The sequence below is a fragment of the Methylobacterium sp. E-045 genome, from assembly GCF_022829685.1.
GTDB lineage: Bacteria > Pseudomonadota > Alphaproteobacteria > Rhizobiales > Beijerinckiaceae > Methylobacterium.
In genome coordinates this window covers 155,840-181,419 of record NZ_JAKSYE010000134.1, presented here as the reverse complement: position 1 = coordinate 181,419, position 25,580 = coordinate 155,840, and the positions used below count along the sequence as shown (strand labels likewise).

The 25,580-nt window shown below is 66.5% G+C and carries 19 protein-coding genes, 1 tRNA gene and 1 pseudogene; 12 read left to right on the top strand and 9 right to left on the bottom strand.

Annotated elements, in window-relative coordinates:
• Positions 1–17 precede the first annotated feature (17 nt).
• The gene (gene atzF, locus MKK51_RS26585) at positions 18–1,817 is read left to right on the top strand and encodes an allophanate hydrolase (RefSeq protein ID WP_243982851.1); all 1,800 of its coding nucleotides are present in this window, start codon (positions 18–20) and stop codon (positions 1,815–1,817) included.
• Between the two features lie 9 nt (positions 1,818–1,826).
• On the opposite strand, the pseudogene MKK51_RS26580 reads toward atzF, so the two are convergent.
• Positions 1,827–2,900: pseudogene (locus tag MKK51_RS26580) on the bottom strand (GNAT family N-acetyltransferase).
• 530 nt (positions 2,901–3,430) lie between these two features.
• Between MKK51_RS26580 and MKK51_RS26575 the strand changes: the two are divergent.
• Positions 3,431–3,973 carry a sigma-70 family RNA polymerase sigma factor gene (locus MKK51_RS26575; RefSeq protein WP_243982821.1) on the top strand — a complete coding sequence of 181 codons (543 nt, stop codon included), beginning with the start codon at positions 3,431–3,433 and terminating at the stop codon, positions 3,971–3,973.
• A 203-nt stretch (positions 3,974–4,176) separates the two neighbouring features.
• On the opposite strand, the gene MKK51_RS26570 is transcribed toward MKK51_RS26575, so the two are convergent.
• A tRNA-Ala gene (locus tag MKK51_RS26570) sits at positions 4,177–4,252 on the bottom strand.
• A gap of 112 nt (positions 4,253–4,364) precedes the next feature.
• Here MKK51_RS26570 and MKK51_RS26565 point away from each other — a divergent pair.
• Positions 4,365–4,667 (top strand): YggT family protein, encoded by a 303-nt coding sequence (locus MKK51_RS26565; RefSeq protein WP_018043061.1) that lies wholly within the window; start codon positions 4,365–4,367, stop codon positions 4,665–4,667.
• Positions 4,668–4,717: 50 nt separating this feature from the next.
• Positions 4,718–5,764: a MaoC family dehydratase gene (locus MKK51_RS26560; RefSeq protein WP_243982819.1), complete on the top strand. Its 1,047-nt coding sequence runs from the start codon at positions 4,718–4,720 to the stop codon at positions 5,762–5,764.
• 7 nt (positions 5,765–5,771) lie between these two features.
• Here the strand turns inward: MKK51_RS26560 and MKK51_RS26555 are convergent, their stop codons facing one another.
• Entirely contained in the window at positions 5,772–6,575 is an 804-nt protein-coding gene (locus MKK51_RS26555; RefSeq protein WP_243982817.1) for a TSUP family transporter, read from the bottom strand.
• A 61-nt stretch (positions 6,576–6,636) separates the two neighbouring features.
• Complete coding sequence (locus MKK51_RS26550; RefSeq protein WP_243982849.1) at positions 6,637–7,173, bottom strand: L,D-transpeptidase; 537 nt, start codon at positions 7,171–7,173, stop codon at positions 6,637–6,639.
• 326 nt (positions 7,174–7,499) lie between these two features.
• On the opposite strand from MKK51_RS26550, the gene MKK51_RS26545 reads away from it, so the two are divergent.
• The 3 genes from MKK51_RS26545 to MKK51_RS26535 all read left to right on the top strand — a co-directional run bounded on the left by MKK51_RS26545 (position 7,500) and on the right by MKK51_RS26535 (position 12,589).
• A complete protein-coding gene (locus tag MKK51_RS26545; protein WP_243982808.1) occupies positions 7,500–7,892 on the top strand; it encodes a hypothetical protein in 393 nt (130 codons plus the stop codon).
• A 350-nt stretch (positions 7,893–8,242) separates the two neighbouring features.
• On the top strand, positions 8,243–9,424 hold the full coding sequence (locus MKK51_RS26540) for an efflux RND transporter periplasmic adaptor subunit (RefSeq protein WP_243982848.1): 1,182 nt from the start codon (positions 8,243–8,245) through the stop codon (positions 9,422–9,424).
• A gap of 3 nt (positions 9,425–9,427) precedes the next feature.
• Positions 9,428–12,589, top strand: coding sequence for a multidrug efflux RND transporter permease subunit (locus MKK51_RS26535; RefSeq protein ID WP_243982806.1), 3,162 nt, complete (start codon positions 9,428–9,430; stop codon positions 12,587–12,589).
• 147 nt (positions 12,590–12,736) lie between these two features.
• On the opposite strand, the gene MKK51_RS26530 is transcribed toward MKK51_RS26535, so the two are convergent.
• Both MKK51_RS26530 and MKK51_RS26525 read right to left on the bottom strand, forming a co-directional pair.
• On the bottom strand, positions 12,737–14,419 hold the full coding sequence (locus tag MKK51_RS26530) for an acyl-CoA dehydrogenase family protein (RefSeq protein ID WP_243982798.1): 1,683 nt from the start codon (positions 14,417–14,419) through the stop codon (positions 12,737–12,739).
• A gap of 190 nt (positions 14,420–14,609) precedes the next feature.
• Positions 14,610–15,509 (bottom strand): DMT family transporter, encoded by a 900-nt coding sequence (locus tag MKK51_RS26525; RefSeq protein ID WP_243982789.1) that lies wholly within the window; start codon positions 15,507–15,509, stop codon positions 14,610–14,612.
• 168 nt (positions 15,510–15,677) lie between these two features.
• Between MKK51_RS26525 and MKK51_RS26520 the strand changes: the two genes are divergently transcribed.
• The 3 genes from MKK51_RS26520 (at position 15,678) to MKK51_RS26510 (ending at position 18,005) form a co-directional block, all read left to right on the top strand.
• Positions 15,678–16,562: a YihY/virulence factor BrkB family protein gene (locus MKK51_RS26520; protein WP_243982787.1), complete on the top strand. Its 885-nt coding sequence runs from the start codon at positions 15,678–15,680 to the stop codon at positions 16,560–16,562.
• A 124-nt stretch (positions 16,563–16,686) separates the two neighbouring features.
• Positions 16,687–17,508, top strand: a complete 822-nt coding sequence (locus tag MKK51_RS26515) for a transglutaminase-like domain-containing protein (RefSeq protein WP_243982785.1) — start codon at positions 16,687–16,689, stop codon at positions 17,506–17,508.
• Between the two features lie 80 nt (positions 17,509–17,588).
• The gene (locus MKK51_RS26510) at positions 17,589–18,005 is read left to right on the top strand and encodes a VOC family protein (protein ID WP_243982784.1); all 417 of its coding nucleotides are present in this window, start codon (positions 17,589–17,591) and stop codon (positions 18,003–18,005) included.
• A gap of 64 nt (positions 18,006–18,069) precedes the next feature.
• Here MKK51_RS26510 and MKK51_RS26505 read toward each other — a convergent pair whose 3' ends face one another.
• Positions 18,070–19,845, bottom strand: a complete 1,776-nt coding sequence (locus MKK51_RS26505) for a glucan ABC transporter ATP-binding protein/ permease (RefSeq protein ID WP_243982783.1) — start codon at positions 19,843–19,845, stop codon at positions 18,070–18,072.
• Between the two features lie 277 nt (positions 19,846–20,122).
• Here MKK51_RS26505 and MKK51_RS26500 point away from each other — a divergent pair, with 277 nt between their 5' ends.
• Both MKK51_RS26500 and MKK51_RS26495 read left to right on the top strand, forming a co-directional pair.
• Complete coding sequence (locus MKK51_RS26500; protein ID WP_243982781.1) at positions 20,123–20,896, top strand: motility protein A; 774 nt, start codon at positions 20,123–20,125, stop codon at positions 20,894–20,896.
• A gap of 20 nt (positions 20,897–20,916) precedes the next feature.
• On the top strand, positions 20,917–21,747 hold the full coding sequence (locus MKK51_RS26495) for a flagellar motor protein MotB (RefSeq protein ID WP_243982779.1): 831 nt from the start codon (positions 20,917–20,919) through the stop codon (positions 21,745–21,747).
• A 15-nt stretch (positions 21,748–21,762) separates the two neighbouring features.
• Here MKK51_RS26495 and MKK51_RS26490 read toward each other — a convergent pair whose 3' ends face one another.
• Both MKK51_RS26490 and MKK51_RS26485 read right to left on the bottom strand, forming a co-directional pair.
• Complete coding sequence (locus tag MKK51_RS26490; RefSeq protein ID WP_243982777.1) at positions 21,763–22,260, bottom strand: CAP domain-containing protein; 498 nt, start codon at positions 22,258–22,260, stop codon at positions 21,763–21,765.
• A gap of 36 nt (positions 22,261–22,296) precedes the next feature.
• The gene (locus MKK51_RS26485) at positions 22,297–24,939 is read right to left on the bottom strand and encodes a DUF3772 domain-containing protein (protein ID WP_243982775.1); all 2,643 of its coding nucleotides are present in this window, start codon (positions 24,937–24,939) and stop codon (positions 22,297–22,299) included.
• Between the last annotated feature and the right edge of the window lie 641 nt (positions 24,940–25,580).

The window sequence follows — 25,580 nt, the reverse complement described above, 5'->3', positions numbered from 1 at the left end:
TGAGAGAGCCGACCGACATGCTGCCGACCATCCTCGACCTGTCGACCCTGCGGGACCTCTACGCCTCGGGGCGTGCCACCCCCGTGACCGTCGCCGAAGCCGTCGCCGACCGGATGGCGGCGTCCACGGACCCCGCCATCTTCATCGCCGCCCTCGACCGGGAAGCGTTGGTGAGCGCGGCGCGGGAGCTGATGGCGCGCCACCCCGAGCCGAATTCCCTGCCGCTCTGGGGCGTGCCCTTCGCCGTGAAGGACAATATCGACGTCGCCGGCCTGCCGACGACGGCCGCCTGCCCGGCCTTCGCCTATACCGCCACCTCCGATGCCGAGGTGGTGGCGCGCCTGAAGGCGGCGGGGGCGTTCTGCACGGGCAAGACCAATCTCGACCAGTTCGCCACCGGCCTCAACGGCACGCGTTCGCCCTACGGCGCGCCGCGCAGCGTGTTCAGCGCCGCCCATGTCTCGGGCGGCTCGAGTTCCGGCTCGGCCGTCGCCGTGGCGGCGGGGCTCGCGAGCTTCTCGCTCGGCACCGACACGGCCGGTTCCGGCCGCGTGCCGGCGATGTTCAACAACCTCGTGGGGATCAAGCCGACACCGGGGCTGTTCAGCACGACGGGCCTCGTCCCCGCCTGCCGCAGCCTCGACTGCATCAGCATCTTCGCGGCGACCGTGGGCGACGGTCTCGCGATCCGCCGCATCGCGGAAGGCTTTGACGCCGCCGATCCGTTCTCGCGGCATATGGAGCCGCATCCCCTCCCCGCCCAGGGCCTCCGTTTCGGCGTGCCGACCCCGGACGAGCGCGAGTTCTACGGCGATGCCGAGCGCGAGGCCCTCTACGACGCCGCCATCGCCCGCCTCGAAGCCCTCGGGGCCGTGGCGGTGCCGTTCGACTACGCGCCGTTCCGCGAGATCGCCACCCTGCTCTACAACGGGCCCTGGGTCGCCGAGCGCCTGGCCGCCATCGCCGGGTTCTTCGCCGGGAATGCCGACGCCCTCGACCCGAGCGTGAGGAGCATCGTCGAGGCCGCCAAGGGCTACAGCGCCGTCGACGCGTTCGAGGGCCGCTACGCGTTCGAGGCCCTGCGGCGGCGCACCGAAGCGACCTGGGCGGAGGTCGACATCCTGCTCCTGCCCACCTCTCCCACCACCTACACGGTGGAGGCGATGCTGGCCGACCCGATCCGCCTCAACAGCCATTTCGGCCATTACACCAACTTCGCCAACCTCCTCGGCCTTGCGGCGATCGCGGTCCCCGGCGGGTTCGGCGCCGATGGCCTGCCCGGCGGCGTCACGCTCGTCGGCCCCGGCTTCAGCGACGAGGCCCTGGGCCCCTGGGCCGACGCGCTCCACCGCGCGGCGGCGTGCGGGATGGGGATCGTGCGCGACGCGACCCTGCCCGAGGCGAGCCGGGTCCCGGCCCCGGCGACGGACGAGATCGCCATCGCGGTGGTGGGCGCCCATCTCAGCGGCCTGCCCCTCAACCACCAGCTCACCGATCTCGGCGGCAGGAAGGTGCGGGCGGCGCGGACCTCGGGGGCGTATCGCCTCTACGCCCTGCCCGGCACCCAGCCGGCCAAGCCCGGTCTCGTCCACGAGCCGGACTTTGCCGGCGGCGGGTTGGAGGTCGAGATCTGGGCCCTGCCTCCGGCGGGATTCGGCCGCTTCGCCGCCGCGATCCCCGCCCCCCTCGGCATCGGCAAGCTCACCCTGGAGGACGGCTCGGAGGTGTCCGGCTTCCTGTGCGAAGCCCATGCGGTGGCGGGGGCCGAGGACATCACCCGCCACGGCGGCTGGCGCGCCTATCTCGCCTCCCGCTGAAGCGTCCCGTCAGGGCGCGGGCTGCGATCCTGTCTCCGGCGAGGCGGGCAGGCCCCCCGCCGGGGACCACAGTCGCTCGCCGAAGAAACGCTCGCGCAGGAGCATCACCAGGGCCGCGCGCTTGTGCGGGAAATCGAAGGTCTTGATCCGCGCGAAGCCCGACCGCTCCAGGTTGCGCAATTGCTGGACGTGGTCCGCCTTGGGCTCGCCGACGATCCGCTCCGTGCGCGGGTCGTCGAGGAAGAGCGCGTGCATGAGCGAGGGCAGCCAGGCCGAGATGTAGGCCTTGCCGCGAAACCTGCTCTCGCCGATCAGGACATGCCAGCCGCGATCTTAATCCTGCACGTCGTAAAACGGGGCGAGGCGGTTCTCCTTGGCCCAGTAGATCTCGAAATAGCCGAAGGGTTCGCCGCCGATCGTCCCGATCATCGGGATCATGTGCGGATCGGCGATGAGGCCGGCGAGATAGGCCTCGTGCTTGTCGCGCGCGCCGGCCTCGCCCCAGGCGGCATCGACCACCGGATCGTTGAACCAGCGATGCAGCGTATCGACGTCGTCGAGTGTAGCGGCGCGGAACGCCACGGCCTGCCCGAGCCAGGGGATGAAGCGGGAATAGATCGTCCCCTCAGGCTTCGGCGGCCGCTGCGGATGCCGTTTGCCGCCGCTCATCACCGGCCGCGCCGGAAAATCGCGTGCCGCGAGATTGGCGAGCCAGGGTTCGGGGCGCTGCCACAGCATCACCGGATCGACGCCGAGGCCGTCCCCCTCCCGCACGGCGAGCCCGCGTTCCATCAGGGGGGCGGCGAGGCCGGCGAAGCTCGCGCGATCGAGCCCGATCCAGCCGGCCTCGGGATGAGTGGCCGAGACCATCTCGAAGGCCGCCGTGACGCCGGGGAGGACGTCTCGCGGGTCGGGTTTTACCGGCTCCTCGAGGGAGAGATGCGGGGTGGCTCCCTCCTGAAGGCGCAGGCGGAGGCCGACGCGGCCCTCCGAGACGACGCTGAGCCGGTCGCCGTCGCGATAAACCTCGAGGGGACGGCCCGTCGCCTCGCCGCATCGAAAGGGATCTGTCGTCCGGAGCATCGCGTCTCGTCACTGGCTGGAACCGGCATCCGCGAAGCGGGACGCCGTTTTCGAGGAAGACGACCGGCAGCGTCGGAAATTTAGTGTCGCTTGCGCAACTCCCGGCGATCGCACGCCGAACGATCCGGCACCTGCCGCCCCGCGCCCTCGCCCCACACAGGCATCTAACGCTGGACGGGTAGGATGAATTTGATACAACCGATCACGATCCGAAGATGTCGTCGCTCATGCTTGGGATGCCCCCTGGTCATGCGGGCCCGCGTTGAACGCAAATCCGGTGTCTTGCGTCAGCATAAGTCCTTCGCGGTGAGCTTGAATCCTCGTCGAAGCGGCGTCCTCGACTGTCAGAATTGAGTTTAGAAGACTTCTAATTCAAATATTTTGTGGCGATGACGCCCTTGTAAGTCCGTGAAATTTGCCTCTTTAGCCTCGGTATCTGAATTGGGGGGCGGCACTTGCCCGGCGATGCGGCGCGGCGGGGCGGAATCGCCCCGTTGCGTCCTGGCCTGCACATTCGAAGAAGGTCGTTCATGGCACATCGTCATACGCACGAGACGCGAAGCGACACCGACGCTCCGCTTCTGGCCACTCTCATCGCCGAGCAATCGAGCCTCGTCGCCTACGCGACGCAGATCCTGAACGATCGCGCCGCGGCCGAGGATGTGGTGCAGGAGGTGGTGCTCAAGCTCTGCGAGGAGCCGGCTGCCGACACGCGTCGGGGGCGCCGCATCGAGGCGCCGCTCCCCTACCTGCGGCGGATGGTGCGGAACGCCGCCATCGACTGGGCGCGCCGGACCCTGCGCGAGCGCTGCCGCTTCGTGCCGGACGAGCAGGCCGAGGCCGTCGCCGCTCCCTGTACCTGCCCGCAGGACCGCCTCGAACAGTGCCAGGCGCTGAAGGCCGTCCTGGCCGCGCTGGAGACGACGTCGGAGCGCACCCGCCGGGTCTTTCTCGCCCACAGGATCGACGGCATCCCGCAGACCGTTCTCGCCCGCGAGAACGGTGTCTCTCCGACATTGGTGAATTTCATGATCCGTGACGGCACGGCCCTGTGCCGATCCGCCGCCGCCTGAGCGGGTCTCGCGCGTCGGTACGGACCGGCGTCATCCCGCATGGGACGGCGCGGGGGAAAGGGGGGTCGGATGGCGCTCGAAGCGACGTCCGATGGCGCTCGAAACGACCGTCTCATGGCGCTGCCGATGACGGGCCGCGCGGTCGTCGAGGCGACGGCGCGATCCTCACAAGATCGTTGTTCACCAGGGGCTTGAAAGAAACCTGGTGGAGCTGAGCGGGATCGAACCGCTGACCTCCGCAGTGCGATTGCGGCGCTCTCCCATCTGAGCTACAGCCCCGTTCCGAGGTGCCGGCCTTGTAGGCGCGCGTACCTCGACCTGTCAATTCCGGAATTCCCGACGTTAGACCCGAGCCTGACAAGGCGGGGCGAACGAGGACATCAGACCGCGCATGTATGCTCTTCTCTGGCTCTTCGACACCGTCGTGCAGCTCTTCATCTATGTGCTCATCGCCAGCGCCGTGCTGAGCTGGCTCGTGGCCTTCAACGTGGTCAACGTCCGCAACCCGATCGTCTCGCAGATCGGTGAGGTGCTGTACCGGCTGACCGAGCCGGTCCTTCGCCCGATCCGCAGCATCCTGCCCAATCTCGGCGGCATCGACCTGTCGCCGATCGTCCTCGTGCTGCTGCTGCTCTTCGTGAGCCGGCTCCTGCACGAGGTCATTCCGCCCCAGACCGTGGTCTATGGCGGCTGAGGCCGCACCGCACTGAAGGCGCAAGAAACACTTCGAGGGACGACCAAGCGATGAAGACCAATCCCGGCCGCTTCTTCGAGGATTACCGCCTCGGCGAGACCATCCGTCATGCCACCCCACGTACGGTGACGAGTGGCGACGTCGCCCTCTACACGTCGCTCTACGGGCCACGCTTCGCGGTCCAGTCCTCGGATGCTTTCGCCAAGGCGATCGGCTACCCGCAGAGCCCGCTCGACGATCTGCTCACCTTCCACGTCGTGTTCGGCAAGACGGTGCCGGACATCTCGCTGAACGCGCTCGCCAATCTCGGCTACGCCGAGGGCGGCTTCCGTCGGCCGGTCTATCCCGGCGAGACCCTGTCCACGGTCTCCGAGGTGATCGGCCTGAAGGAGAGCTCGAACCGTCAGACCGGCGTGGTCTACGTGCGCTCCACCGGTTCGGACGCCAACGGCGAGACGGTTCTGAGCTATTGCCGCTGGGTGCTGGTGCGCAAGCGCGATCCGGAGGCGAAGATCGAGCAGGAGCACGTCCCGACCTTCGCCAAGGTGGTCGACCCGGCCGATCTCGCCGGCGCCCTGCCCCCGCTGAACGTCGGCGCCTACGATCTCGACCTCGCCGGCTCGCCGCACCGCTTCGGCGATTACGTCGTCGGGGAGAAGATCGACCATGTGGACGGCATGACCGTCGAGGAAGCCGAGCACCAGATCGCCACGCGCCTCTACCAGAATACCGCCAAGGTGCATTTCGACGGCTTCTCCGCCAAGGATACGCGCTTCGGCCGGCGCCTGATCTATGGCGGCGTCGTGATCTCGCTCGCCCGTGCCCTCAGCTTCAACGGCCTCGGCAACGCCTTCGCCCTGGCCGGCATCAATGCCGGCCGCCACGTGGCACCGTTATTCGCCGGCGACACGGTCTACGCCTGGAGCGAAGTCCTTGAGACCGCAGAGCTTTCCGGCCGCTCCGATATCGGCGCCCTGCGCCTGCGCACCGTCGCCACCAAGAACCAGCCCTGCGGCAACCACCCGGACAAGACCGGCGACGGCTACGACCCTGCCGTGATCCTCGACCTGGATTACTGGGCATTCATGCCGCGCTGACGCGCGCTCAGTACCCGGCAAACAGCCCCGTCACGGCCTGACGCAGCGGGTTCTCCGGGTTCGACAGCAGCCGGATCGCCATCGCGCAGGCGATGGTGACGAGGAGCGGCCGGATCAGCTTCGCACCGAGGCGGATCGCCAGGATCGAGCCGATCTGAGCCCCGATGAAGGCACCCACCGCCATGGCGAGGCCGATCGGCCAGACGACGTGTCCTCCGGCCGCGAACAGGGCAAGGCTGCCGAGGTTGCTCGCGGCATTGGCGAGCTTGGTATGGGCGGTGGCGCGCACCACGCCGAGGCCGAGGAGCGTCACGAACCCGATCATGTAGAAGGCGCCGGCGCCAGGGCCGAAGACACCGTCGTAGAACCCGACGGCGGGCGCCCAGGTGAGTGCGAACAGGCCGGGCCGCATCCGCGCCGCCGCGTCCTCGCTGCTCATCCGCCGGGCGAAGGCGAAGTAGAACGCGATCCCGACGAGCAGGACCGGCACGGCCGCGTCGAGGACCGGCCGCGGCAGCAGGCTCACGCAGAGCGCACCTCCCACGGAAGCGAGACCGGCGCTGAGAGCGATCTTCCAGGCCGCCGGCCAATGAATGTGACCGCGCCGCGCGAAGGCGATGGTCGATGAGACGGCGCCGGCGCTGCCCTGCAGCTTGTTGGTGGCGATGGCGCTCACCGGATCGAGCCCTGAGAGGAGCAGGGCCGGTACCGTGATGAGCCCGCCGCCGCCCGCGATGGCATCGACACACCCGGCCGCCACGGCCACCGCGAACAGGCCCGCGACGAGGCTGATGTCGACACCGAAGATCATTCCGCTCTCTCCTCCGTCCGGTCGCGACCGACCGGAAGCCGGCGGGAGGCGGATGGGGCCTTCAGTTGCGCACGATCACCTTCGTGCCGACCTTCACCCGGTCGTAGAGGTCGACCACATCCTTGTTGGTCATACGGATGCAGCCCGACGAGACGGCGGCGCCCATGGTCTCCGGCTCGTTGGAGCCGTGGATACGGTAGAGCGAGGAGCCGAGATACATCGCTCGTGCGCCGAGGGGGTTGTCCTGGCCGCCGGCCATGAAGCGCGGCAGGTCGGGCCTCCGCGCCAGCATCTGCGCCGGGGGACGCCAGGATGGCCATTCCTTCTTCATCGTCACCGATTTCTGGCCGGACCAGGAGAAGCCCTGGCGCCCGACGCCGACCCCGTAGCGGACCGCCGCTCCGCCGCCGAGGACGTAGTAGAGCCGGCGCTGGCTCGTGGAGACGACCACGGTTCCGGGCTTCTCGGCACCCTTCCACGCCACCGTCTCGCGCGGGATCGCCTGCTCTTTGAAGATGTTCAGGAAGTCTGCGATCGGCCCGCTGTCGAACGGGTTGGCAGCGCTGGCGGCGCCGCCTGTCGTGAAGCCCATGCCCATCACGAGAGCCGTGGCGGCGAGAAGGGAGCGCATGCCCATTTTAATCGTCTCCGGCCGGACCTGGACAGGCCGGTGCGTACGCATTCCGTCTCCCATTCCGGCGAGATCCAGGCTCGGTGAGCCGGACGTCAGATGATCGGGTGGGCAGACTTGGCCGGATGGTTAAGGACGGTCAACCCGCCGAGGCGCGAACGAAATAGGCTGTGGGATTGGAGCAACGGCCCCGTTTCGCACTGCTGTCCAGCCGTTTGACAGAATGTCGCAGGTTATTGCGTTGCGGGAACTTTCTCACCACCCTCAGTTTCGTGACATCAGCGCCGATCAGATTGGCCGTCGCCTCCGCGGAGGCGGAAGGCTTCGTTCCAACCGCCATGCAGGCGCAGTCGGTCGTCCGTTCGCGCTCGGCACTGTCGACCATGCTGGTGTTGCTTTCCCTCCTCGTGATGGTGCTGCCATGCCTCCCGCAGGGGCTCCGGGCCGTCGGTGTCGGCGCACTAGTCACCAGTCAGTGGCCCGACGGTCTCATGAACCAGGGCGAGTCGCCGTCAACGGGTTTGGCATCGCGTCTGGAGATCGACGACGGGGTGACCCCGCCCGCCTTTCCGGGATCGCAGATCCTCGGCACTCCCTCGGCGCCGACCTTGCGCGACCGTTCGGCCCTGTCCCTCGGGATCAGCGCGGATGCACCGCTGCACCGCCCTCCCAGGGTCGGTGCGTGAGAGCTTAGCCGCGGCCTTTTGACCACCCCGCGTCGAGCTGCTCCTTTTGCCGTCCGGTGTCGCGCGATCGCCAAGATTGTGAACGATTGCTGAAGCCGTGATGTCTGTGGTTGGCCTTGGGCCTGCCGCCGCTTGCCCAATGACGCCGTGGCCGCCTCCCGTGGCCCAGCGATTGCCACGGCGCTGAAGTCGCTTCGCGGATCTTCGCCCGGGGACTTGAGTGTCAGAGCTGCCAATCCGCCAGGCGGATTGCGATCGACCGCGTGTCGCACAGGAGCGAAATCATCGTGACGTCCACCGCCCTTCGTACCCGACGCGTCTGGCCGGCCTCCCTGGCTGCAGCCTCCGTCATGGTCGCTTTGTCCGCCTGCAATCAGAAGCAGCAGGCCGCAACTCCGGTCCCGGCCCCGCCGGCCGAGGTGAGCATCGTCACCGTCCGCGAGCAGCCGATCCCGTACGTGCGCGATCTGCCGGGTCGCGTCGCGCCCCTTCGCATCGCCGAAGTTCGCTCCCGCGTCTCGGGCCTCGTGGTGAAGCGCACGTTCGAACAAGGCAGCTTGGTCAAGGAAGGCGACATTCTCTACAAGATCGACCCGGCCCCGTTCGAGGCCGAACTGGCCAGCGCCGAGGCCGCCCTCGCCCGTACCGAAGCCGCTCAGGTGCTCGCCGGCCAGCAGGCCGATCGGCTCGAGCAACTGCTCTCGCGCCAGACCGCCAGCCAGGCCCAGTACGACAGCGCCTATGCCGGGCTGAAACAGGCGCAGGCCGAAGTCGCCGGCGCCAAGGCGACCCGCGACCGGGCCAAGCTGAACCTCAACTACACCGATGTCCGCGCGCCGATCTCCGGCCGCATCGGCCGTGCGCTCCTCACCGAGGGCACGCTGGTCGAGCAGGGCGCCACGTCCAACCTCGCCACGATCCAGCAGCTCGATCCGATCTATGTGGACATCACCCAGTCCGTCGGCGAGCTGAACAAGCTGCGCCGCGATCTCGCCAGCGGCGAGCTCTCGCGCCTGTCGAACGACACCGCCAACGCACATCTGATCATGGATGACGGATCGCTGTACGGTTCGGCCGGCAAGCTGCTGTTCTCCGATGTCACTGCCGATCCGAGTACCGGCCAGGTCACCCTGCGCGTACTCTTCCCGAACCCGCATGACGAGCTGTTCCCGGGCATGTATGTCCGCGCCCGCATCAAGCAGGGCATCGATGTCGACGCCATTGCCGTGCCGCAGCAGGCAATTCAGCGCACCAACGACGGCAAGGCCGAGGTCTGGGTGGTCGGCAAGGACGACAAGGTCATGCTCCAGCCGGTGGAGGTCGGACCCGTTGTCGATTCGCAGTGGGTCATTCGTGACGGGCTAAAGTCCGGCGACCGCGTCGTGGTGGAGGGCGTCCAGAAGATTTCGGTCGGTTCGTCGGTCAAGACCGTCGAGATGAAGGTGGCCGCCCAGGCGGAGGCCAAGCCTTACGATACCGATCTCGACGACAAGGCACCCGTTGCGCAGCCCGCTTCCGCTCAGGTGCGCTGACCCATGGCCCGCTTCTTCATCGATCGCCCGATCTTCGCTTGGGTCGTTGCGCTCTTCATCTGCCTCGGCGGCATCCTGTCGATTCCCAGCCTGCCGGTGGCGCAGTACCCGGTCATCGCGCCGCCTTCCATCGCGCTCTCGACGGCTTATCCGGGCGCGTCGGTGGAGAATCTCTACACCGGAACCACCCGCCTCATCGAGGATGAGCTCAACGGTGCGGCCAACATCCTGAGCTTCGAATCCGCCAGCGACGCGTTCGGTGTCGTCGAGATCACGGCGCAGTTCCAGCCGGGCACGGATTCGAGTCTCGCCGGCGTCGAGGTGCAGAACCGCCTCAAGCGCGTCGAAGCCCGCCTCCCGGCGGAAGTCCGCCAGCAGGGGACGCTGGTGGAAGAGGCCTCCGCCGCCACCCTCAACATCATCACGCTGATCTCGCCCGACAAGTCGATGGACGAGATCGCGCTCGGCGACTTCCTGATCCGCAACGTCATCAACGAGATCCGCCGTATTCCCGGCGTGGGTCGCGCCACGCTCTACTCCACCGAGCGCAGCCTTCGCATCTGGATCGATTCCGACAAGCTCCGTGGCCTGTCCCTAAACGCGTCCGACGTCTCGAAGGCGATCACCAACCAGAACGTCCAGATCGCATCGGGCGCCGTCGGCGCCATGCCGAGCCCGGCCTCGAACACCGTCAACTTCCCGATCATCGTGAAGGGGCAGATGACGGCGCCGGAGGAGTTCGGAGCCATCGTCCTGCGCGCCAACCCGGACGGCTCGAACGTACGCCTGCGCGACATCGCCCGGATCGAGCTCGGCGGCGAAGACTACAAGTTCACCACCCGCCTGAACGGCGGCGAGGCGGCGGGCATCTCGGTGACCCTCGCACCGGACGGCAACGCCCTCGAGACCGCCTCCGCCATCCGCGCGAAGATGGAGGAGCTGTCGCAGTTCTTCCCCTCCAACGTGCAGTGGGACATCCCCTACGACATCACGCCGGCCGTCGAAGCCTCGATCAAGAAGGTGCTGATGACGCTGGTGGAGGCCGTCATCCTCGTCTTCGTGGTGATGTTCCTGTTCCTCCAGAACATCCGCTACACCCTGATCCCCACCATCGTCGTGCCGATCGCCCTCATGGGCACCTGCACGGTGATGCTGCTCGCCGGCTTCTCGGTGAACGTGCTGACCATGTTCGGCATGGTGCTGGCCATCGGCATCCTCGTCGACGACGCCATCGTGGTCGTCGAGAACGTCGAGCGCATCATGAACGAGGAAGGGCTGTCTCCGAAGGAGGCGACGCGGAAGGCGATGAGCCAGATCACCGGCGCCATCATCGGCATCACTCTGGTGCTGATCGCGGTGTTCATCCCGATGGCGTTCTTCCCCGGCTCGGTGGGCATCATCTACCGCCAGTTCTCCATCGCGATGGTGACATCCATCGGCTTCTCGGCGCTCCTCGCCCTGACGCTGACGCCCGCGCTCTGCGCCACCTTGCTCAAGCCCATCGAGAAGGGCCATGGCCATTCCAAGGGCGGCGTGTTCGGCTGGTTCAACCGGGTCGTCGACCGCGAGACCGCGCGCTACGGCCGCGGCGTCGCGGGGATGATCAAGCGGTCCGGCCGCGTGATGCTGATCTATCTCGCCCTCGTCATCGGCCTCGCCTTCGCCTTCGTGCGGATGCCGGAAGGCTTCCTGCCGGTGGAGGACCAGGGCTTCTTCACGGTGGATATCCAGACGCCGCCCGGCTCGTCGTTCAACCGCACGCTGAAGGCGGTGAAAGCGGTGGAGGAGCATCTCCTCGCGCAGCCCGGCGTCGCCACGGTGACGATCGTCAACGGCTTCTCGTTCTCCGGCCAGGGTCAGGTGACGAGCCAGGCCTTCGTGACCCTGAAGCCCTGGGGCGAGCGCGACGCCGCGAACTCGGCGGCGGCCCTCGTGGAGGGGACCAACAAGGCGCTGTCCACCTATAAGGACGCGGTCATCCAGGCGCTGGAGCCGCCGCCCATCGACAATCTCGGCAACGCCTCGGGCTTCAGCTTCCGCCTGCAGGACCGCGCCCAGAAGGGCTATTCGGCCCTGATGGCGGCCCAGGAGCAGTTGCTCTCCCTCGCCAAGAAAAGCCCGATCCTGCAGAAAGTCTATGTCGAGGGCCTGCCGCCGGCGCCCCAGGCGGAACTCGTGATCGACCGTGAGAAGGCGGCGGCCTTGGGCGTGGATTTCGAGGAGATCAACAACACGATCCAAGTCAATCTCGGTTCGGTCTACACCAACGACTTCCCGAACCGGGGCAAGATGCAGCGTGTCATCGTGCAAGCGGAAGACAGCCAGCGCCTGAAGGCGGCCGACCTGCTGAACTACGGCGTCAAGAACAGCCAGGGCACCATGGTGCCGATGTCGTCCTTCGCCGACCTGAAATGGAGCGTCGGCCCGGCCCAGATCATCGGCTTCAACGGCTACCAATCGGTGCGTATCACCGGGGAGCCGGCGGCAGGCTACACCTCCGGCGATACCATCGCCGAGATGGAGCGCCTGATGCAGCAGCTGCCCAAAGGCTTCGGCTACGTCTGGACCGGGCAGTCGCTGCAGGAGAAACAGGCGGGAAGCCAGGCGACGCTGCTCCTCGCCCTGTCGATCCTGATCGTGTTCCTGTGCCTGGCGGCCCTCTACGAGAGCTGGTCGATCCCGTTCTCGGTCCTGCTGGTGATCCCGCTCGGCGTCATCGGCTCGGTGGCAGCGGTCTATCTGCGCGGCTTGCCCAACGACGTCTATTTCAAGATCGGCCTCATCACGATCATCGGCCTCTCGGCCAAGAACGCGATCCTGATCGTGGAATTCGCCAAGGATCTATGGAAGCCTGGTAAATCGCTCGTCGATGCGACCATCGAAGCATCGACGCTCCGCTTTCGGCCGATCGTCATGACCTCGCTAGCCTTCATTTTCGGCGTGGTTCCGCTGGCCATCGCATCGGGTGCGGCGTCGAAAAGCCAGCAGGCCATCGGGACCGGCGTGCTCGGCGGCATGATCTCCGCCACCATCCTGGCGGTTCTATTCGTGCCGGTCTTCTTCGTCTTCGTCATGCGCCTGTTCAAGACGAAGCCGGTGGAGCACGAGCCGAAGACGGCCGAAGCGGGTTCGATGCCGTCGAGCCATCACGCACCGGCGGAATAGGATCGGGCTGTTCCCACCGTATCGGGGGAGAGGAGCTCCGACACGAAAAAGGCCTGGAACCGGGATCGTCCGGTTCCAGGCCTTTTCTGTTCGGGTCCCCCTCGGCGACCGAGGGAATCGCCCGGCCGCCGCGATCGGCGTGGAGGATCAGGCGGTTTCGAGAAGGCGGCGGGCGATGACCTGGGCCTGGATCTCGGCGGCACCCTCGAAGATCGAGAGGATGCGTGCGTCGCAGAGGACGCGGCTGACCGCGTATTCCAGCGCGAAGCCGTTGCCGCCGTGGATCTGCAGGGCGTTGTCGGCCGCCGCCCAGGCGACGCGGGCTCCGAGCAGCTTGGCCATGCCGGCCTCGAGATCGCAGCGCTTGCCCTCGTCCTTCTCTCTTGCGGAGAAGTAGGTGAGCTGGCGGGCGATGTTGATCTCCACCGCCATCATCGCGATCTTATCGGCCACCCGGGGGAAGTTGATCAGCGCCTTGCCGAACTGCACACGCTCCTCTGCGTAGCGCAGACCGAGATCGAGGGCGTTCTGCGCCACGCCGATGGCGCGGGCCGCCGTCTGGATACGGGCCGATTCGAACGTCTGCATGAGCTGGGTGAAGCCCTTGCCTTCGACTTCTCCGAGGAGGTTGGCCGCCGGCACTTCGAAATTGTCGAAGGCGAGCTCGTATTCCTTCATGCCGCGATAGCCGAGCACGTGGATTTCGCCGCCGGACAGGCCGGCCACGGGAAAGGGATCCTCATCGGTGCCGCGCGGCTTCTCGGCAACGAGGAGCGACAGGCCCCGGTGGCCCTTCTCCTCGGGCTTGGTGCGCACGAGGCAGGTCATGATGTCGGCGCGCACCGGGTGGGTGATCCAGGTCTTGTTGCCCGAGATCTTCCAGACGTCACCGTCCTTCACCGCCTTGGTGCGCAGCGAGGCCAGATCCGAGCCGGTATTCGGCTCGGTGAAGACGGCGGTGGGCAGGGTGTCGCCCGATGCGATGCCGGGGAGGAACCGGTGCTTCTGCTCCTCGGTCCCGCCGCAAAGGATGAGTTCGGCGGCGATCTCCGAGCGGGTGCCGAGCGAGCCGACGCCGATATAGGCGCGGGACAATTCCTCGGAGACGACGCACATGGAGATCTTCGGCAGGCCCATGCCGCCGTATTCCTCGGGGATCGTCAGGCCGAAGACGCCGAGCTCGGCCATCTTGGTGACGATCTCCATGGGGATGTAAGCGTTCTGGCTGTGCCACTCGTGGGCGTGCGGCACGACCTCGGCGAGACCGAAGCGACGCATCTCGGAGCGAATCGCCTCCATGTCCTCGTCGAGGCCGGACTTGCCGATGGTGGCCGAGCCGCCGTTGTCGCGGATGCGGGCGACGAGCGCGGCGCGGTTGCCCGCCGTGTTGCCCTCAGCGATCATGCTCTCGACGGCGTCGGTCCGGAACTTCGCGATCTCACGGGCGGACAGTCCGAGCGAGCCGGTCGGGCGCACGATCTCGCCCTGGCTCATGGGAATGCCGGAGAACATCTGATCGAGATATTCGCCGATGCCGATCTTCACGAGGAGCGCCTCGGTCTCCCCGAACTCTCCGGTCTCGGTCAGGCGCGCGGCATAGGCACCGAGCTCTCGCACACCCTCCGCATAGGTGGCGAGCCAGGCCAGGCCGTGGGCCGCATGCTGCTCGGTCTCCAACTTCTCGGCGGAGATCTTCCCATCGGCGGACAGGACCTTCGCGCGAACCCGACGGGTCGCCTCGGCCACGAGAGCTTTGGCGGCTTCGCCGGCGCCCTGGGCGAGGGTCAGGAGATCCTGCGGTTCGGTGGAGACGGCCGGGGAAGCGGACATGGTTCGAATCTCTCAAATCAGAATGAGGGTTGGCGCTCATTATAGGCAGGTTTGCCAACTCTGTAGAGGCGTCTCGCCGCAGCGCGGCACTATCCCGCTTGGATTCATTATTCCTGGGCGTGGAAAGCCGGGTTTTGCTCAACAGAATCAAGAGATCTGAATTTTATTGAGAGATGAATCAAAGAAAAAGTCATCTTCGGCTGGCGACGGCGACGCCGATCGTGGCCACCGCCATGCCGGCCATCTGTACCGGGGCCAGGGTCTCGCCGAAGAGGAGATAGGCCATCGCCGCCGAGACCGGGGGGACGAGGAAGAGCAGGGACGCCACGCCGGCCACCTCGCCGCGCCGGATCAGGGCGAGAAGAAGCAGGATGCCGGCCACCGAATTGACGAGGATCGACCAGGCCAGCCCGCCCCAGAGCGGCAGGGACCCATCGAAACGGCCATTGCCGAACAGAAGCGCCGCTGGCACCGCGATGAGCGCGGCCCCGACGAACTGGATCGCCGCATTCGGCAGTAGTTCGGCGTGTCCCGCATGGCTCTTCTGCCACAACGTGCCGATGGTCATCGCCACCATGGCCCCGAGGCAGGCGAGGAGGGGAAGCGCCGGGATGCCGGACGCGTCCGCCGCACCGATCTTCGGGGCGAGCACGAGAAGCGCGCCGGCAAAGCCCGTGACGATCCCGGCCCAGCGACGGGGGCTGACGACTTCGCCCAGGAACGGACGCGCCATGGCCGCCGTCAACAGGGGCTGGAGACTGCCGACCAGGGCGGCGATGCCGGATGGCAGGCCGCGCTCCACCGACCAGAACACGCCGATGACGTAGAGGCCCTGCATCAGCACGCCGGCGACCAGGGCATCGCGCCATCCAGACCGGCTGCGCGGCCATCTCCCGCCGAGGCCGAAGGTGATGACGGTCAGCACGATGGCGACGCCGACGACCCGAATGGCCACGAAGGTGAACGCCTCCGCATGGGGCGCCACGAAGCGCGCCGCGACGAATCCCGACGCCCAGATGACGACGAAGACCGACGAGACCACCGAAGCGGGCACGGTGCGGATGGGGGAAGCCGGTTTATCGACTGACATGACGGTGGCGCAGGCAACACACCGAACCGCCGAACACAAGCCGTCCCGGCGGCAGGCAGCAATGCAGTGACGGGACGATCGAACCGGACGTTGCGCCAGCGCCCGGCCTCGCGTTTAGACAGACGGTATCATCCAAGCCCCACAATCACGAGAAGTGCCCCATCCGCCGTGAGCCGCCTCCGCAACAGCGCCAGCATCGCCAGCCTCGCCGCACAGCGCTTCGTCTCCCATGACGGCTGGGCGATCGCGAGCCATATCGCCCTCTCGATCCTGACCTCGCTGTTTCCCTTCCTGATCCTGCTGGCGGCTCTGGCCGGTCTGTTCGGCACCAAGTCGCTGGCCGACGAGGCGGGCGTTCTGATTTTCGAAGCGTGGCCGCGCGAGGTGGCGAAGCCTATCGCCGGTGAGGTCCACCGCGTGCTCACCGAGCAGCGCGGCGGCGTGCTCACCATCGGTGCGCTGCTCGCCCTCTACTTCTCGTCCTCCGGAGTGGAGAGCCTCAGGGTGGGGCTCAACCGCGCCTATGGCCTGCGCGAGATTCGGCCCTGGTGGCTCACCCGCCTCGAATCGATCGGCTACGTCGTCTGCGGCGCCTTCGCCATGCTCGCTTTCGCGCTTCTCGTGGTCCTGGGCCCGTTGATCTGGCGCAGGGTCATCGATGTGGCGCCGGGGCTCGAACCGTTGAGCCTCACCGTCGCCCTCGGCCGCATCGGCGTCACCGCCTTTCTTCTCGCCGTGGTTCTGGTCATCGCCCACAAATTCGTGGCGGCAGGCCGACGCCCGATCCTGTCGGTATTGCCCGGCGTCGCGGTGACGCTGGTGCTGTGGTTCCTCGCCGGCCTCGGGTTCGGCTTCTACCTCGACCGGTTTTCCACCGCCTACGCCTCCACCTATGGCGGATTGGCGACGGCGATGGTGTTCTTGGTCTTCCTCTACTGGCTCGCCGCGATGTTCCTGTTCGGCGGCGAAATCAATGGCACCGTCATTGCAGCACGGCGTCAGCGGCTCCAGGCTCGGATGCTGGCCAGGCAGGCCGAGGCGCGCCTGCACTGAAGCGGGGTTGCCGCGGCCGGCATGCCGACATCCACCTGTGACCTTCGCGGCCTATGCTGAGCGGTCTCGCGCGGGCATGAGGGCAGCGGGGCTGGCGCGATGGTCGGTCGGAGGTTCAAGGGTAATGCGCATCAGGTTCGGTTGCGAAATGGGCTACGACTTCGCGTATCCGACTCCGATGATCGCCCGATTGACGGCGCATCCGAGCAGGTTCGCGCGAGCCTCCGAGCCGGACCGCCTGGCCATCGGCCCTGAGACGCCGCACGAACTCTTCATCGATGATTTCGGCAACCGGTGCTGCCGCCTCGTGGCGCCGGCAGGGGCGGTGACTCTCTCAGTCGAGGGATGGCTGGAGGATGACGGCGACCTCGATCCGGTGGTGCTTGAGGCAATCCAGCATCCCATCGAGGACCTGCCCCTGGAAGCCCTGCCGTTCCTGGTCGCGAGCCGCTACTGCGAATCCGATCTGCTCTCGAACGAAGCTTGGCGCCTGTTCGGGGATGTCCCGCCCGGATGGGGCCGCGCCCAGGCGGTCTGTGATTGGGTCCACGGCCATATCAGCTTCGGCTACGGCTATTCCAACGTCGATCGCACCGCCGCCGATGCCCTGGCCGTCGGGCGCGGGGTCTGCCGTGACTACGCTCACCTGTTCGTGGCGTTCTGCCGCGGCCTCAACATGCCAACCCGTTACTGCACCGGTTACCTCAGTTTCATCGGTGAACCCGAGCCTCACGCGCCCGGCGACTTCGCCGCCTGGACCGAGGTCTATCTCGGCGGGGCCTGGCACGTGTTCGATCCGCGCAACAACGCCCCGCGCCGGGGCCGCATCCTCGTGGCGCGGGGGCGCGATGCGGCGGACGTGCCCCTGACCCACACCTTCGGGCCGAACCAACTGACGAAGTTTCGTGTCTGGGCCGAGGACGCCGCGCCCCCCGGGATCGACTGACGAGCGACCGGGACGCGGAGTTTTCGTTCGGACCTCGCCCACACCGACAGCGCGGGTCCGTCGCCGAGGGAGAAAACGCGATGTTCTCGCATGTCTACGTCGGAACGTCGGACTTCGAGCGAGCGCTCGCGTTCTATGACGGCTTGATGGCCGAACTCGGTCTCGTTCCGAAGTTCCGTAAACGAGACGACGAATGGGCAGGCTGGATGAAACCAGGCGAGGCACGCCCGCTTTTCCTGCTGGGCAGGCCCTTCGACACTCAAGCCGCGTCTCCGGGCAACGGCCAGATGACAGCTTTTTTGGTCATGGACCGGGCAGTGGTCGATCGGGCTTATCGGTACGCTCTGTCACGCGGTGGTCGCGACGAAGGAGCGCCGGGGCTCAGACCCCACTACCATCCAGATTTTTACGGAGCCTACTTCCGCGACCTCGACGGAAACAAGCTCTGCATCTGCTGCCACGAGCACGTGCCGGTCTCGGAGGGAGCGGCGGTTTGACGGTTATGCCCCCTCAAGCCCCGCCGCCCGTCGGACGGCGAGGCTCGCCTCGGAAAGTCGTCGATCAGGCCGCCAGCGCCATGTCGCCCGGTTCCGCAGCGGCCATGAACTGAGCCCGCGCCAGTTCCGCAAAGCGGCCGTTCTGCGCCACGAGATCGTCGAAGCTGCCCGCCTCCACGATCCGACCTTCGTGGAAGACGAGGATGCGGTCGGCGTTGCGGATCGTCGCCAGACGGTGGGCGATGACGAAGGTGGTCCGGCCCTCCATCACGGCTTCGAGCGCTCCCTGCAGCTTACGCTCGGTGGTGGCGTCCAGGGCGGACGTGGCCTCGTCGAGGATCAGGACGGGCGGGTTCTTAAGCAGCGCCCGGGCGATGGACAGACGCTGGCGCTCGCCGCCGGAGAGCGAGCGGCCGCGCTCGCCGATGACCGTGTCGAGACCGTCGAACTGGCGATCCATGAACTCCGTCGCCTGGGCGCGGTCGAGGGCGTCGAGCATCTCCGCATCGGTGGCATCGGGACGGCCGACCTGAAGGTTCTCGCGAATCGAGCGGGCGAACAACATCGGCTCTTGAAAGACCACGCCGATGTTGTGGCGCAGGGAGGAGAGGCCGATATCGCGGATGTCGGTGCCGTCGATGCGGATCGCACCAGTATCGGGATCGAAAGCGCGGTGCAGGAGGCCCAACGTGGTGGACTTGCCCGAGCCGGTGGTGCCGACGAGGGCGATGGTCTGCCCGGCCTGTGCCGTGAAGGAGACGCTCTCCACGGCCTTGCGGCGGGGAGTGTAGGAGAAGCCGACCTGGTCGAACGAGACCTCGCCCTTGAAACGGGCCACCTGCACGGCGCCCGGACGATCATGCACGGCCGGGGTGGTGTCGAGGATTTCGAAATACTCGGCGATCTTGGGCATCTGCTGGAACAGACCGTTGATGCAGGTGGCGACCTGATCGAGGCGGGCGACGAGCATGGTCGCCAGGCTCATGAAGGCCACCACTTCGCCGATCGAGGCCATGCCGTGCTGGTGCAAGGCGATGCCGGTGATGAAGATGGCCGTCATGGTCAGGGTCGCGGCGGCGCGGGTGGCGACGTTGGCCAGCGCCCACCAGGACAGGACCGGGATCTGGGCCGCGAGCAGATTACGGATGATGCCGTGCATGGCCTCCTTCTCCGCCTTGGCGCGGGTGAAGGACTGGATGACGGCGACGTTGCCGAGGGCGTCGGAGGCATGGGCGGCAAGGCCCGACTGGTAGGCCTCGACCCGACCCTGAAGCATCTCGGTGCGGCGCATCACGAAGGTGGTGAGCACGGTGAACATCGTCACCAACACGACAAGGATCGAACCGAGCTGCCAGTTCACGAACAGGGTCATCGGCAGGAGGACTGCCAGGGACACGACGGCCACGAAATGATCGCGGAAGAAGCCGAGCCAGAGCCAGAACATGCCGTTCGATCCTTCCAGCATCGCCTTGAGGACGCGGCCGGAATGGTTCGAAGAGTGGAAAGCCAGGGGCAGTTCGAGCACGTGCTCGAAATAATTCGCCATGGAGGCGAGACGATTGCGATGGGCCAGCCGGTCGGCATGCAGCGCGATGGTGACGCCAGCCGCGATGGTGAACAGGCCGAAGGCGACCCAGGCGCCGATGAGCGGGGCCAGCGTCGAGAAGGCGTTACCGTTGCTGTTCAGGTGCGTCAGTTTGTCGATGATGCGCCCCATGAGCAGCGGTTCGGCGAAAGCCGCCACCGCGAGGGCCACATTGGCGAGGGCGAGCAGGATCGCCAGACGCCGATCAGCGCCGAGCAGACTCATGACACGCGCATAAAGACGAACCAACGGCATGACGACGTATGCTCCGATGCCAATCCCGGCGCGGTTCCTTTTGGCGGAACCTTCGCCCTTAACCTTTTTCCCCAGGGGCGGTTTTCGTCTCCGAAAACCTCAAACCCTTTGGCGTGATCGGCTTATGACAAGCGGAGCCTGAACGGGGAATGACGGGAATGACGGAGCCGGACCGTTATCCTTTACGGTTCGTTCAGCGCGTCCGCCTAAGTCTGGGTACGTCGCTTTCCGCTCGGATCCCGTTCCGTGGTGCTGGGCAAGCCGACCAGGGTTCACCATGGATCTCGCAACCGGTATCGGGCTTCTGGGCGGCTTCGGTGTCGTCTTCACCCTGATTATGATCGATGGCGGCAACTTCGCCGCCTTTTTCGACAAGCACGCGGTCATCGTCATCTTCGGCGGCTCCACCGCTGCGACGATGATCCGCTTCCCCTTCGCCACGATGATGCACGGCCTGCCGATGGGCCTGCGCTACGCGTTCACCATGCGGGCGATCAGACCGCGCGAACTCATCGAGGAAATCACCAAGATCGCCGACGTCGTGCGTAAATCCGGCCCGATGGCCCTGGAGAACATGGAGATCTCCGATCCCTTCCTGGCACAGGGCGCCCGCTACATCGCCGACGGCTATGACCGCGAATTCATCCGCGACACGATGGAGCGCGATCGCGACAACTTTCTCATGCATCTCGACGAGGGTTCGAAGATCTACCGCGCCTTCGGGGACTGCGCTCCCGCCTGGGGTATGATCGGCACCATTCTCGGCATGGTGACGATGTTCGCCAACATGTCGGACCCCTCGAAACTCGGTCCCGCCATGGCGACCGCGCTGCTCGCCACGCTCTACGGCGCACTGATCTCCAACATGATCGCGCTCCCCCTCGCCGACAAGCTGCATGTGAAGCTGGAGGAGGAAGACGTGTCCCGCTCCCTCATCATCGACGGCATCCTGCTCATTCGCGACTCGAAGAGCTCGTCCCTCGTGCGCGAGATGCTGGTCGCCTACCTGCCGCACAACCACCGCGACGACCTCGCGGCGGAAGCGGCCTGACGGGAAGAGGGTAACCGGCCGTGGCCAGGAAGAAGCGCGGAGGCCATGGCGGTCACGGTTGGTTCGTGACCTTCGCCGATCTCATGGCGCTGCTCATGAGTTTCTTCGTGATGATCGCGGCCTACTCCACTCAGGACCAGAAGAAGATGCAGGCGGTGGCCGGCTCCATGCGTGATGCGTTCGGCGTGAACAAGGAATCGCGCTTTTCTGGCATCATCGAGGTGAATGGGCTTCCGACGCCGGGGCATATCAAGAACCGCCGTGACATCCCGCCTGAGCAGGCCATCGACCGGCCGAATCCGCCGGAGTTGGAGTCGAGTTCCACGGAGGGGATCCCCGACAGCGGCTACCCGGAGGCGTTCGGCCTCGCCGCCGCAAGTCTGCGCCAAGCGATGCAGGACATGCCCGAGATCGCAGAGCTGTCGAAGAACATCATCATCAACCCGACACAGAAGGGCGTCGACCTCTCCCTGGTGGACCAAGACGGAAGTACGATGTTCCCGAACGGCTCGAGTCGCCCGAACGACCGGACTCGGCGCCTCTTGGAGAAGCTCGCTCCCGTCATCCGTCAACTTCCCAACCGCATCGCGGTGACGGGCTACACCGCCACCGACAGGCCGGGTACACGCCCCCCCGCCCCCCCCTGGGAACTCTCGGCAAACCGCGCAATCAGCGTGCGCGAGATCCTCGCCGGCGCCGGCGTGCCCGATGATCGCTTCGCTTCAGTCTCCGGCAAAGCGGATACCGAGCCGCTCTTCCCGGACAACCCGTATCTGTCGTCGAACCGCCGCGTGACGGTGACCCTCATGAACGAGCAGGCACCGACGCCGCGTTCGATGAAGCTGCCCTGAGGGCGGCACCCGCTCTCACTCTGCAACCAGCAGCGCCCAGTAAACCTTGTACTTCGAATTCGGCGCATAGGCCGTGGCGATGCCCATGCGGGTCGCCCGCGGCGTCAGCATGACCGCGTTATGAGCCGGGCTGTCGCGCCACCCGGAGAAGGCCTCCGCCAGGGTGTGGTAGCCGGCGGAGAGATTGGCTTGCGCGCCCGCATAGCCAAGGCGTTGCACCGCGATCTTCACCGTCTGGGCCTGGCTCGGCTTGTCGGCTGCCGCCATTGCCGCAGCCTCGGCTTCGGCGAGACGCTGCAAGTCCGAGTCGATCCGCAAGGGAGTTCCGCCGCTCCGTGCACGATAGGCCGAGATCATGTCGCGCGCGGTGGCGGAATCGACGGATGCGCCCGACGTGGTCATCGGCCAGTACAAGCTCGGAAGCGCACCGGTCGTCGGCGCCTCCCTGGCGCAGCCGGATAGCGCGAGGCCGCCCACGAGCGCGAGGCCGAACACCCGGAATCCCATCGTCATCGTTCCTGCCTCGCGTTCGTCGCCGATCGTGTCGGTCTACGACACCTCCACAGGGCTCCTACGCCGCTTCGGTTCATCGGACGTTGCCGAGCGCATCGGCTCGGCTTCTTCGTTCGCGGAAGGGCGGCCTTGCCGGTCATCGACCTCCTCCGCCTGAACCGGCCGATCCTGGCTCCGGTTCTGCGCGAAGACGCCAGCGATCTGCCCGAGGGCGGTCTGGACCGGCTCCAGACCCTGGACAGTGACGACGCTCGATCCGGGGCCGAGAGCCGGGATGAACCCTGCGCCGGACAAGGCCTGAAACACGGAAAAGTTCAGGTCGCTCGTGACCTTCAGGCCCATGCTGACATCGACGATCATCGCGATCAGTTCGAATTCGAGGAAGGGATCGCCGATCTTGCGGAACACCACCCGCGGTGCCGGCTCTTTCAACACGTCGGAATGGGCGGTGGCGCAGGCCACCAGCATCTCGGCGGCGCGGACCGGATCCTGATTGCGCAGGACGTTGACGGTGATGGTGACGCGGCCGGTGCGATCGCCGCGCACTCGGTTCTTCACGATGCCCGAAATGAGGTTCGAGTTCGGCACGATCACCGCCGAACGGTCGAAGGTCTGGATCTCGGTGGAACGCACGGAGATGCGCTTCACGATGCCCTCGCTGTCGCCGATGAGTACCTGATCGCCGACGCGGATCGGGCGCTCCCAGAGCAGCAGCAGGCCCGAGACGAAGTTGTTGACGATGGATTGAAGGCCAAAACCGATGCCGACGGAGAGCGCACCGGCGACGATGGTCAACTTCTCGAGACTGAGACCGAGATAGGAGAAGGCCAGCGCAAGGGCGATCAGGAAGCCGCAATAGCCGGTGATGGTGGAGATGGAGTTGCGCAGCCCCGCATCGAGGTCGGTGGCCGGTAGGTAGGTCTGTTCCAGCCAGCGCTGGATAGCGCGGGTGATGACCACGCCGATCACGAGAAGCCCCACCGCATAGGCGATGGTGGAGAGCGAGATCGTCACGTCCCCGACTTTGAAGCCGAAGAAGGCGCTGCGCACGGAGGTGAACACATCGGTGGAATCGAGCCCCCAGGGCGCCAGCGCCAGCAGGGCGGCCACCAGGATCAGAACCACCCGGGCGATGCCTGTGGAGAGGACGGCGATCTGGTTGATCGAGCGTTTGCGCAGGCCGGTATTGGCCTGGAGCGCTGTTGCGAAGCGGGTCTCGTCCTTCAACGTTCCGCCGATGAACGTGTCGGCGCTGGAAATGAGGAGGTAGAGAAGTACGATCAGGCATGCCGTCCAGACCAACTGGTCGATGAGGAAGGCGGCGAAGGCGACATAGCCGACGAGCGGCGCGATGCCGATGACGATGACGGCGGCCCATCCGAGAAGGCGCGCCGGTCCGCCGATCGTGGTGGTGGATTCCGGTGCCACGTAGGGACCGAAGCAGGCCTCCTCCTTGTCTGCCGTATCGGCAAAGCGATGCAGGCCGATCGCGAGGATGAGGACGGTGGCGAGCGCGCCGATGCCACGGGTGGCGATGGAGATGGACAGGGCAGCGTAGATGCCGGAATTGAGCGCCTCGATCGACTTCACCACCGTGATCACCGTAGCGATGCCGACGGCGAGCCGCGTCAACCGCGAGGCGGTGGAATCGCCGAGCGGTGCCGGACGCCAGGACGGTTTTTCAGGCGAGAGCAGCGCATCGCACAGGGCCTCGACGAAGGCGATGAAGGCGAGGCCGCCGAGGATGGCCCCCGCCACCGGCATGAGCCGCTGGGGCAGCAGATCTGTGGAATCGAGGGCGTAATAGACCGCGTAGCTCCCCACCACGGCCGGCACGGTGCCGAGGAGGAACACACGCCAGGCCGCCATCAGCTTCATGCGCTGGGTCGGGTCGACCACGCTCTGGCTGCGCCGCCCGAGGCGCGGCGCGATGTTCCGACGCCCGAAATACAGCGCCACGGAGATGCCCAGCGCGACCCCGAGCAGGAGAAGGTTCCAGATCGATCCATTGCGGCCGAACAGACCGGCGATGTCGCTGACGGCGGCCTGCAAGGCCCGGATGTCGCGTGGGACATCGTCGGCAATACGCATCCAGAGATCGGGGTTCACCAGCGCCGACGAGCGCTCGAACAAGCCGCGTGTGAAGGCTGCCCTGCGCTTGTTCGTGATCTGGTCGATGATCTGGTCGCTCTGGACCAGGAGCGATTTCGCCAGCCTCTGCGTCTCGTCGATTTCGGCCACCGCGTGCTCGCGTTCGGCGCGCTCCTTGGCGACGTCCTCGCCTTCCTCGCCCTCTTTGGGTTTCGGGCCGAGCTGCGTCAGGCGCTCACGGGCCGCTTCGAGGCGCGGGGTGGTGGCGTCGATGATCTGACGAATCCGATCGGCGATGGCATCGAGCCCCTCGCGCGCCTTGAGCAGATTTGCAGGATCGACGTTGCGCCCCGCGAGCAGTTTCTCGCGCTCGTCGAGATTGGCCTTCGCCTCGTCGAGGCGATCGCGGACATTTTTGATGGCCTCCGACACCGCCGGTTTCGGTGCGGCCGGTTTCGCGGCCGGAACCGGGGCTGCGGCATAAGGGGGAGCGGCGGCGGGCGCCGGTTTCGCCGGCTCGGTCTGCGAGGGTGCGGCGGGCACTGCCTGCGACAGGGCCGGAATGGGATTCAGAAGGGAGGCACCCATCCACGCGGCAACGAGCGCTGCATGTCGCATTCTGCCCTTTATGAATCCCAGTTCCATGTCGTTCCTTTCGTCGGCTCAGGCCGCCTGCTCCTCTGGCGGCGGCACGCGGACCCCGGTGCAGCGGGTCGGTCGCTCCAGACCCCGTCTCCGGCAAGAGCGGTGGCCATGACGGGAGCGTTACCGAAGGCACATCGCGCGCCGTAGTCGGCACCTGGTCCGAAATCGGAATGTCGGATGGCCGATCAATGGGGCGAAAGGGTGCCGCAGGTGCATCATTCGCCCGGTCCTCCCGAAAGATTGTGGGACGCGACGTCGCTGATCCTCCGGGCAACCTTCACAAGCGTGTCATGGTGATATTAGACTAACGCGCAATGGGCAGAGCCTTTTCGTATCGACGCGAGGAGGTGGCGTTGGCCGTCCATGTCGATGTGCCTCGCCACAAACCGGGCGTTCCCGCCCGATGCGACCGCTTTTGGCTAAGCCCAGGCCGGTCCACCCTCCCCGATCACCTGTTCTCTTCGCTTCCTGTGCCGGACCGTCGACCACGATTCGGTCACCCGATGCCGAAGACAGAACTGCCGGGACCGCCGATCTTTCATCATCCGGGGACGATGCCGCACCGAAACGGGCTGCGTCGTCCC

Excerpts from the sequence above, each read along its gene's own strand:
- MKK51_RS26515 (WP_243982785.1), top strand. The coding sequence starts at position 16,687 with ATGCGCATCAGGTTCGGTTGCGAAATGGGCTACGACTTCGCGTATCCG.
- MKK51_RS26560 (WP_243982819.1), top strand. The coding sequence starts at position 4,718 with ATGAAGACCAATCCCGGCCGCTTCTTCGAGGATTACCGCCTCGGCGAG.
- atzF (WP_243982851.1), top strand. The coding sequence starts at position 18 with ATGCTGCCGACCATCCTCGACCTGTCGACCCTGCGGGACCTCTACGCC.
- MKK51_RS26530 (WP_243982798.1), bottom strand. The coding sequence starts at position 14,419 with ATGTCCGCTTCCCCGGCCGTCTCCACCGAACCGCAGGATCTCCTGACC.
- MKK51_RS26555 (WP_243982817.1), bottom strand. The coding sequence starts at position 6,575 with ATGATCTTCGGTGTCGACATCAGCCTCGTCGCGGGCCTGTTCGCGGTG.
- MKK51_RS26575 (WP_243982821.1), top strand. The coding sequence starts at position 3,431 with ATGGCACATCGTCATACGCACGAGACGCGAAGCGACACCGACGCTCCG.
- MKK51_RS26485 (WP_243982775.1), bottom strand. The coding sequence starts at position 24,939 with ATGGGTGCCTCCCTTCTGAATCCCATTCCGGCCCTGTCGCAGGCAGTG.
- MKK51_RS26535 (WP_243982806.1), top strand. The coding sequence starts at position 9,428 with ATGGCCCGCTTCTTCATCGATCGCCCGATCTTCGCTTGGGTCGTTGCG.
- MKK51_RS26505 (WP_243982783.1), bottom strand. The coding sequence starts at position 19,845 with ATGCCGTTGGTTCGTCTTTATGCGCGTGTCATGAGTCTGCTCGGCGCT.
- MKK51_RS26565 (WP_018043061.1), top strand. The coding sequence starts at position 4,365 with ATGTATGCTCTTCTCTGGCTCTTCGACACCGTCGTGCAGCTCTTCATC.
- MKK51_RS26490 (WP_243982777.1), bottom strand. The coding sequence starts at position 22,260 with ATGACGATGGGATTCCGGGTGTTCGGCCTCGCGCTCGTGGGCGGCCTC.
- MKK51_RS26540 (WP_243982848.1), top strand. The coding sequence starts at position 8,243 with ATGGTCGCTTTGTCCGCCTGCAATCAGAAGCAGCAGGCCGCAACTCCG.
- MKK51_RS26550 (WP_243982849.1), bottom strand. The coding sequence starts at position 7,173 with ATGGGCATGGGCTTCACGACAGGCGGCGCCGCCAGCGCTGCCAACCCG.
- MKK51_RS26500 (WP_243982781.1), top strand. The coding sequence starts at position 20,123 with ATGGATCTCGCAACCGGTATCGGGCTTCTGGGCGGCTTCGGTGTCGTC.
- MKK51_RS26510 (WP_243982784.1), top strand. The coding sequence starts at position 17,589 with ATGTTCTCGCATGTCTACGTCGGAACGTCGGACTTCGAGCGAGCGCTC.
- MKK51_RS26525 (WP_243982789.1), bottom strand. The coding sequence starts at position 15,509 with ATGTCAGTCGATAAACCGGCTTCCCCCATCCGCACCGTGCCCGCTTCG.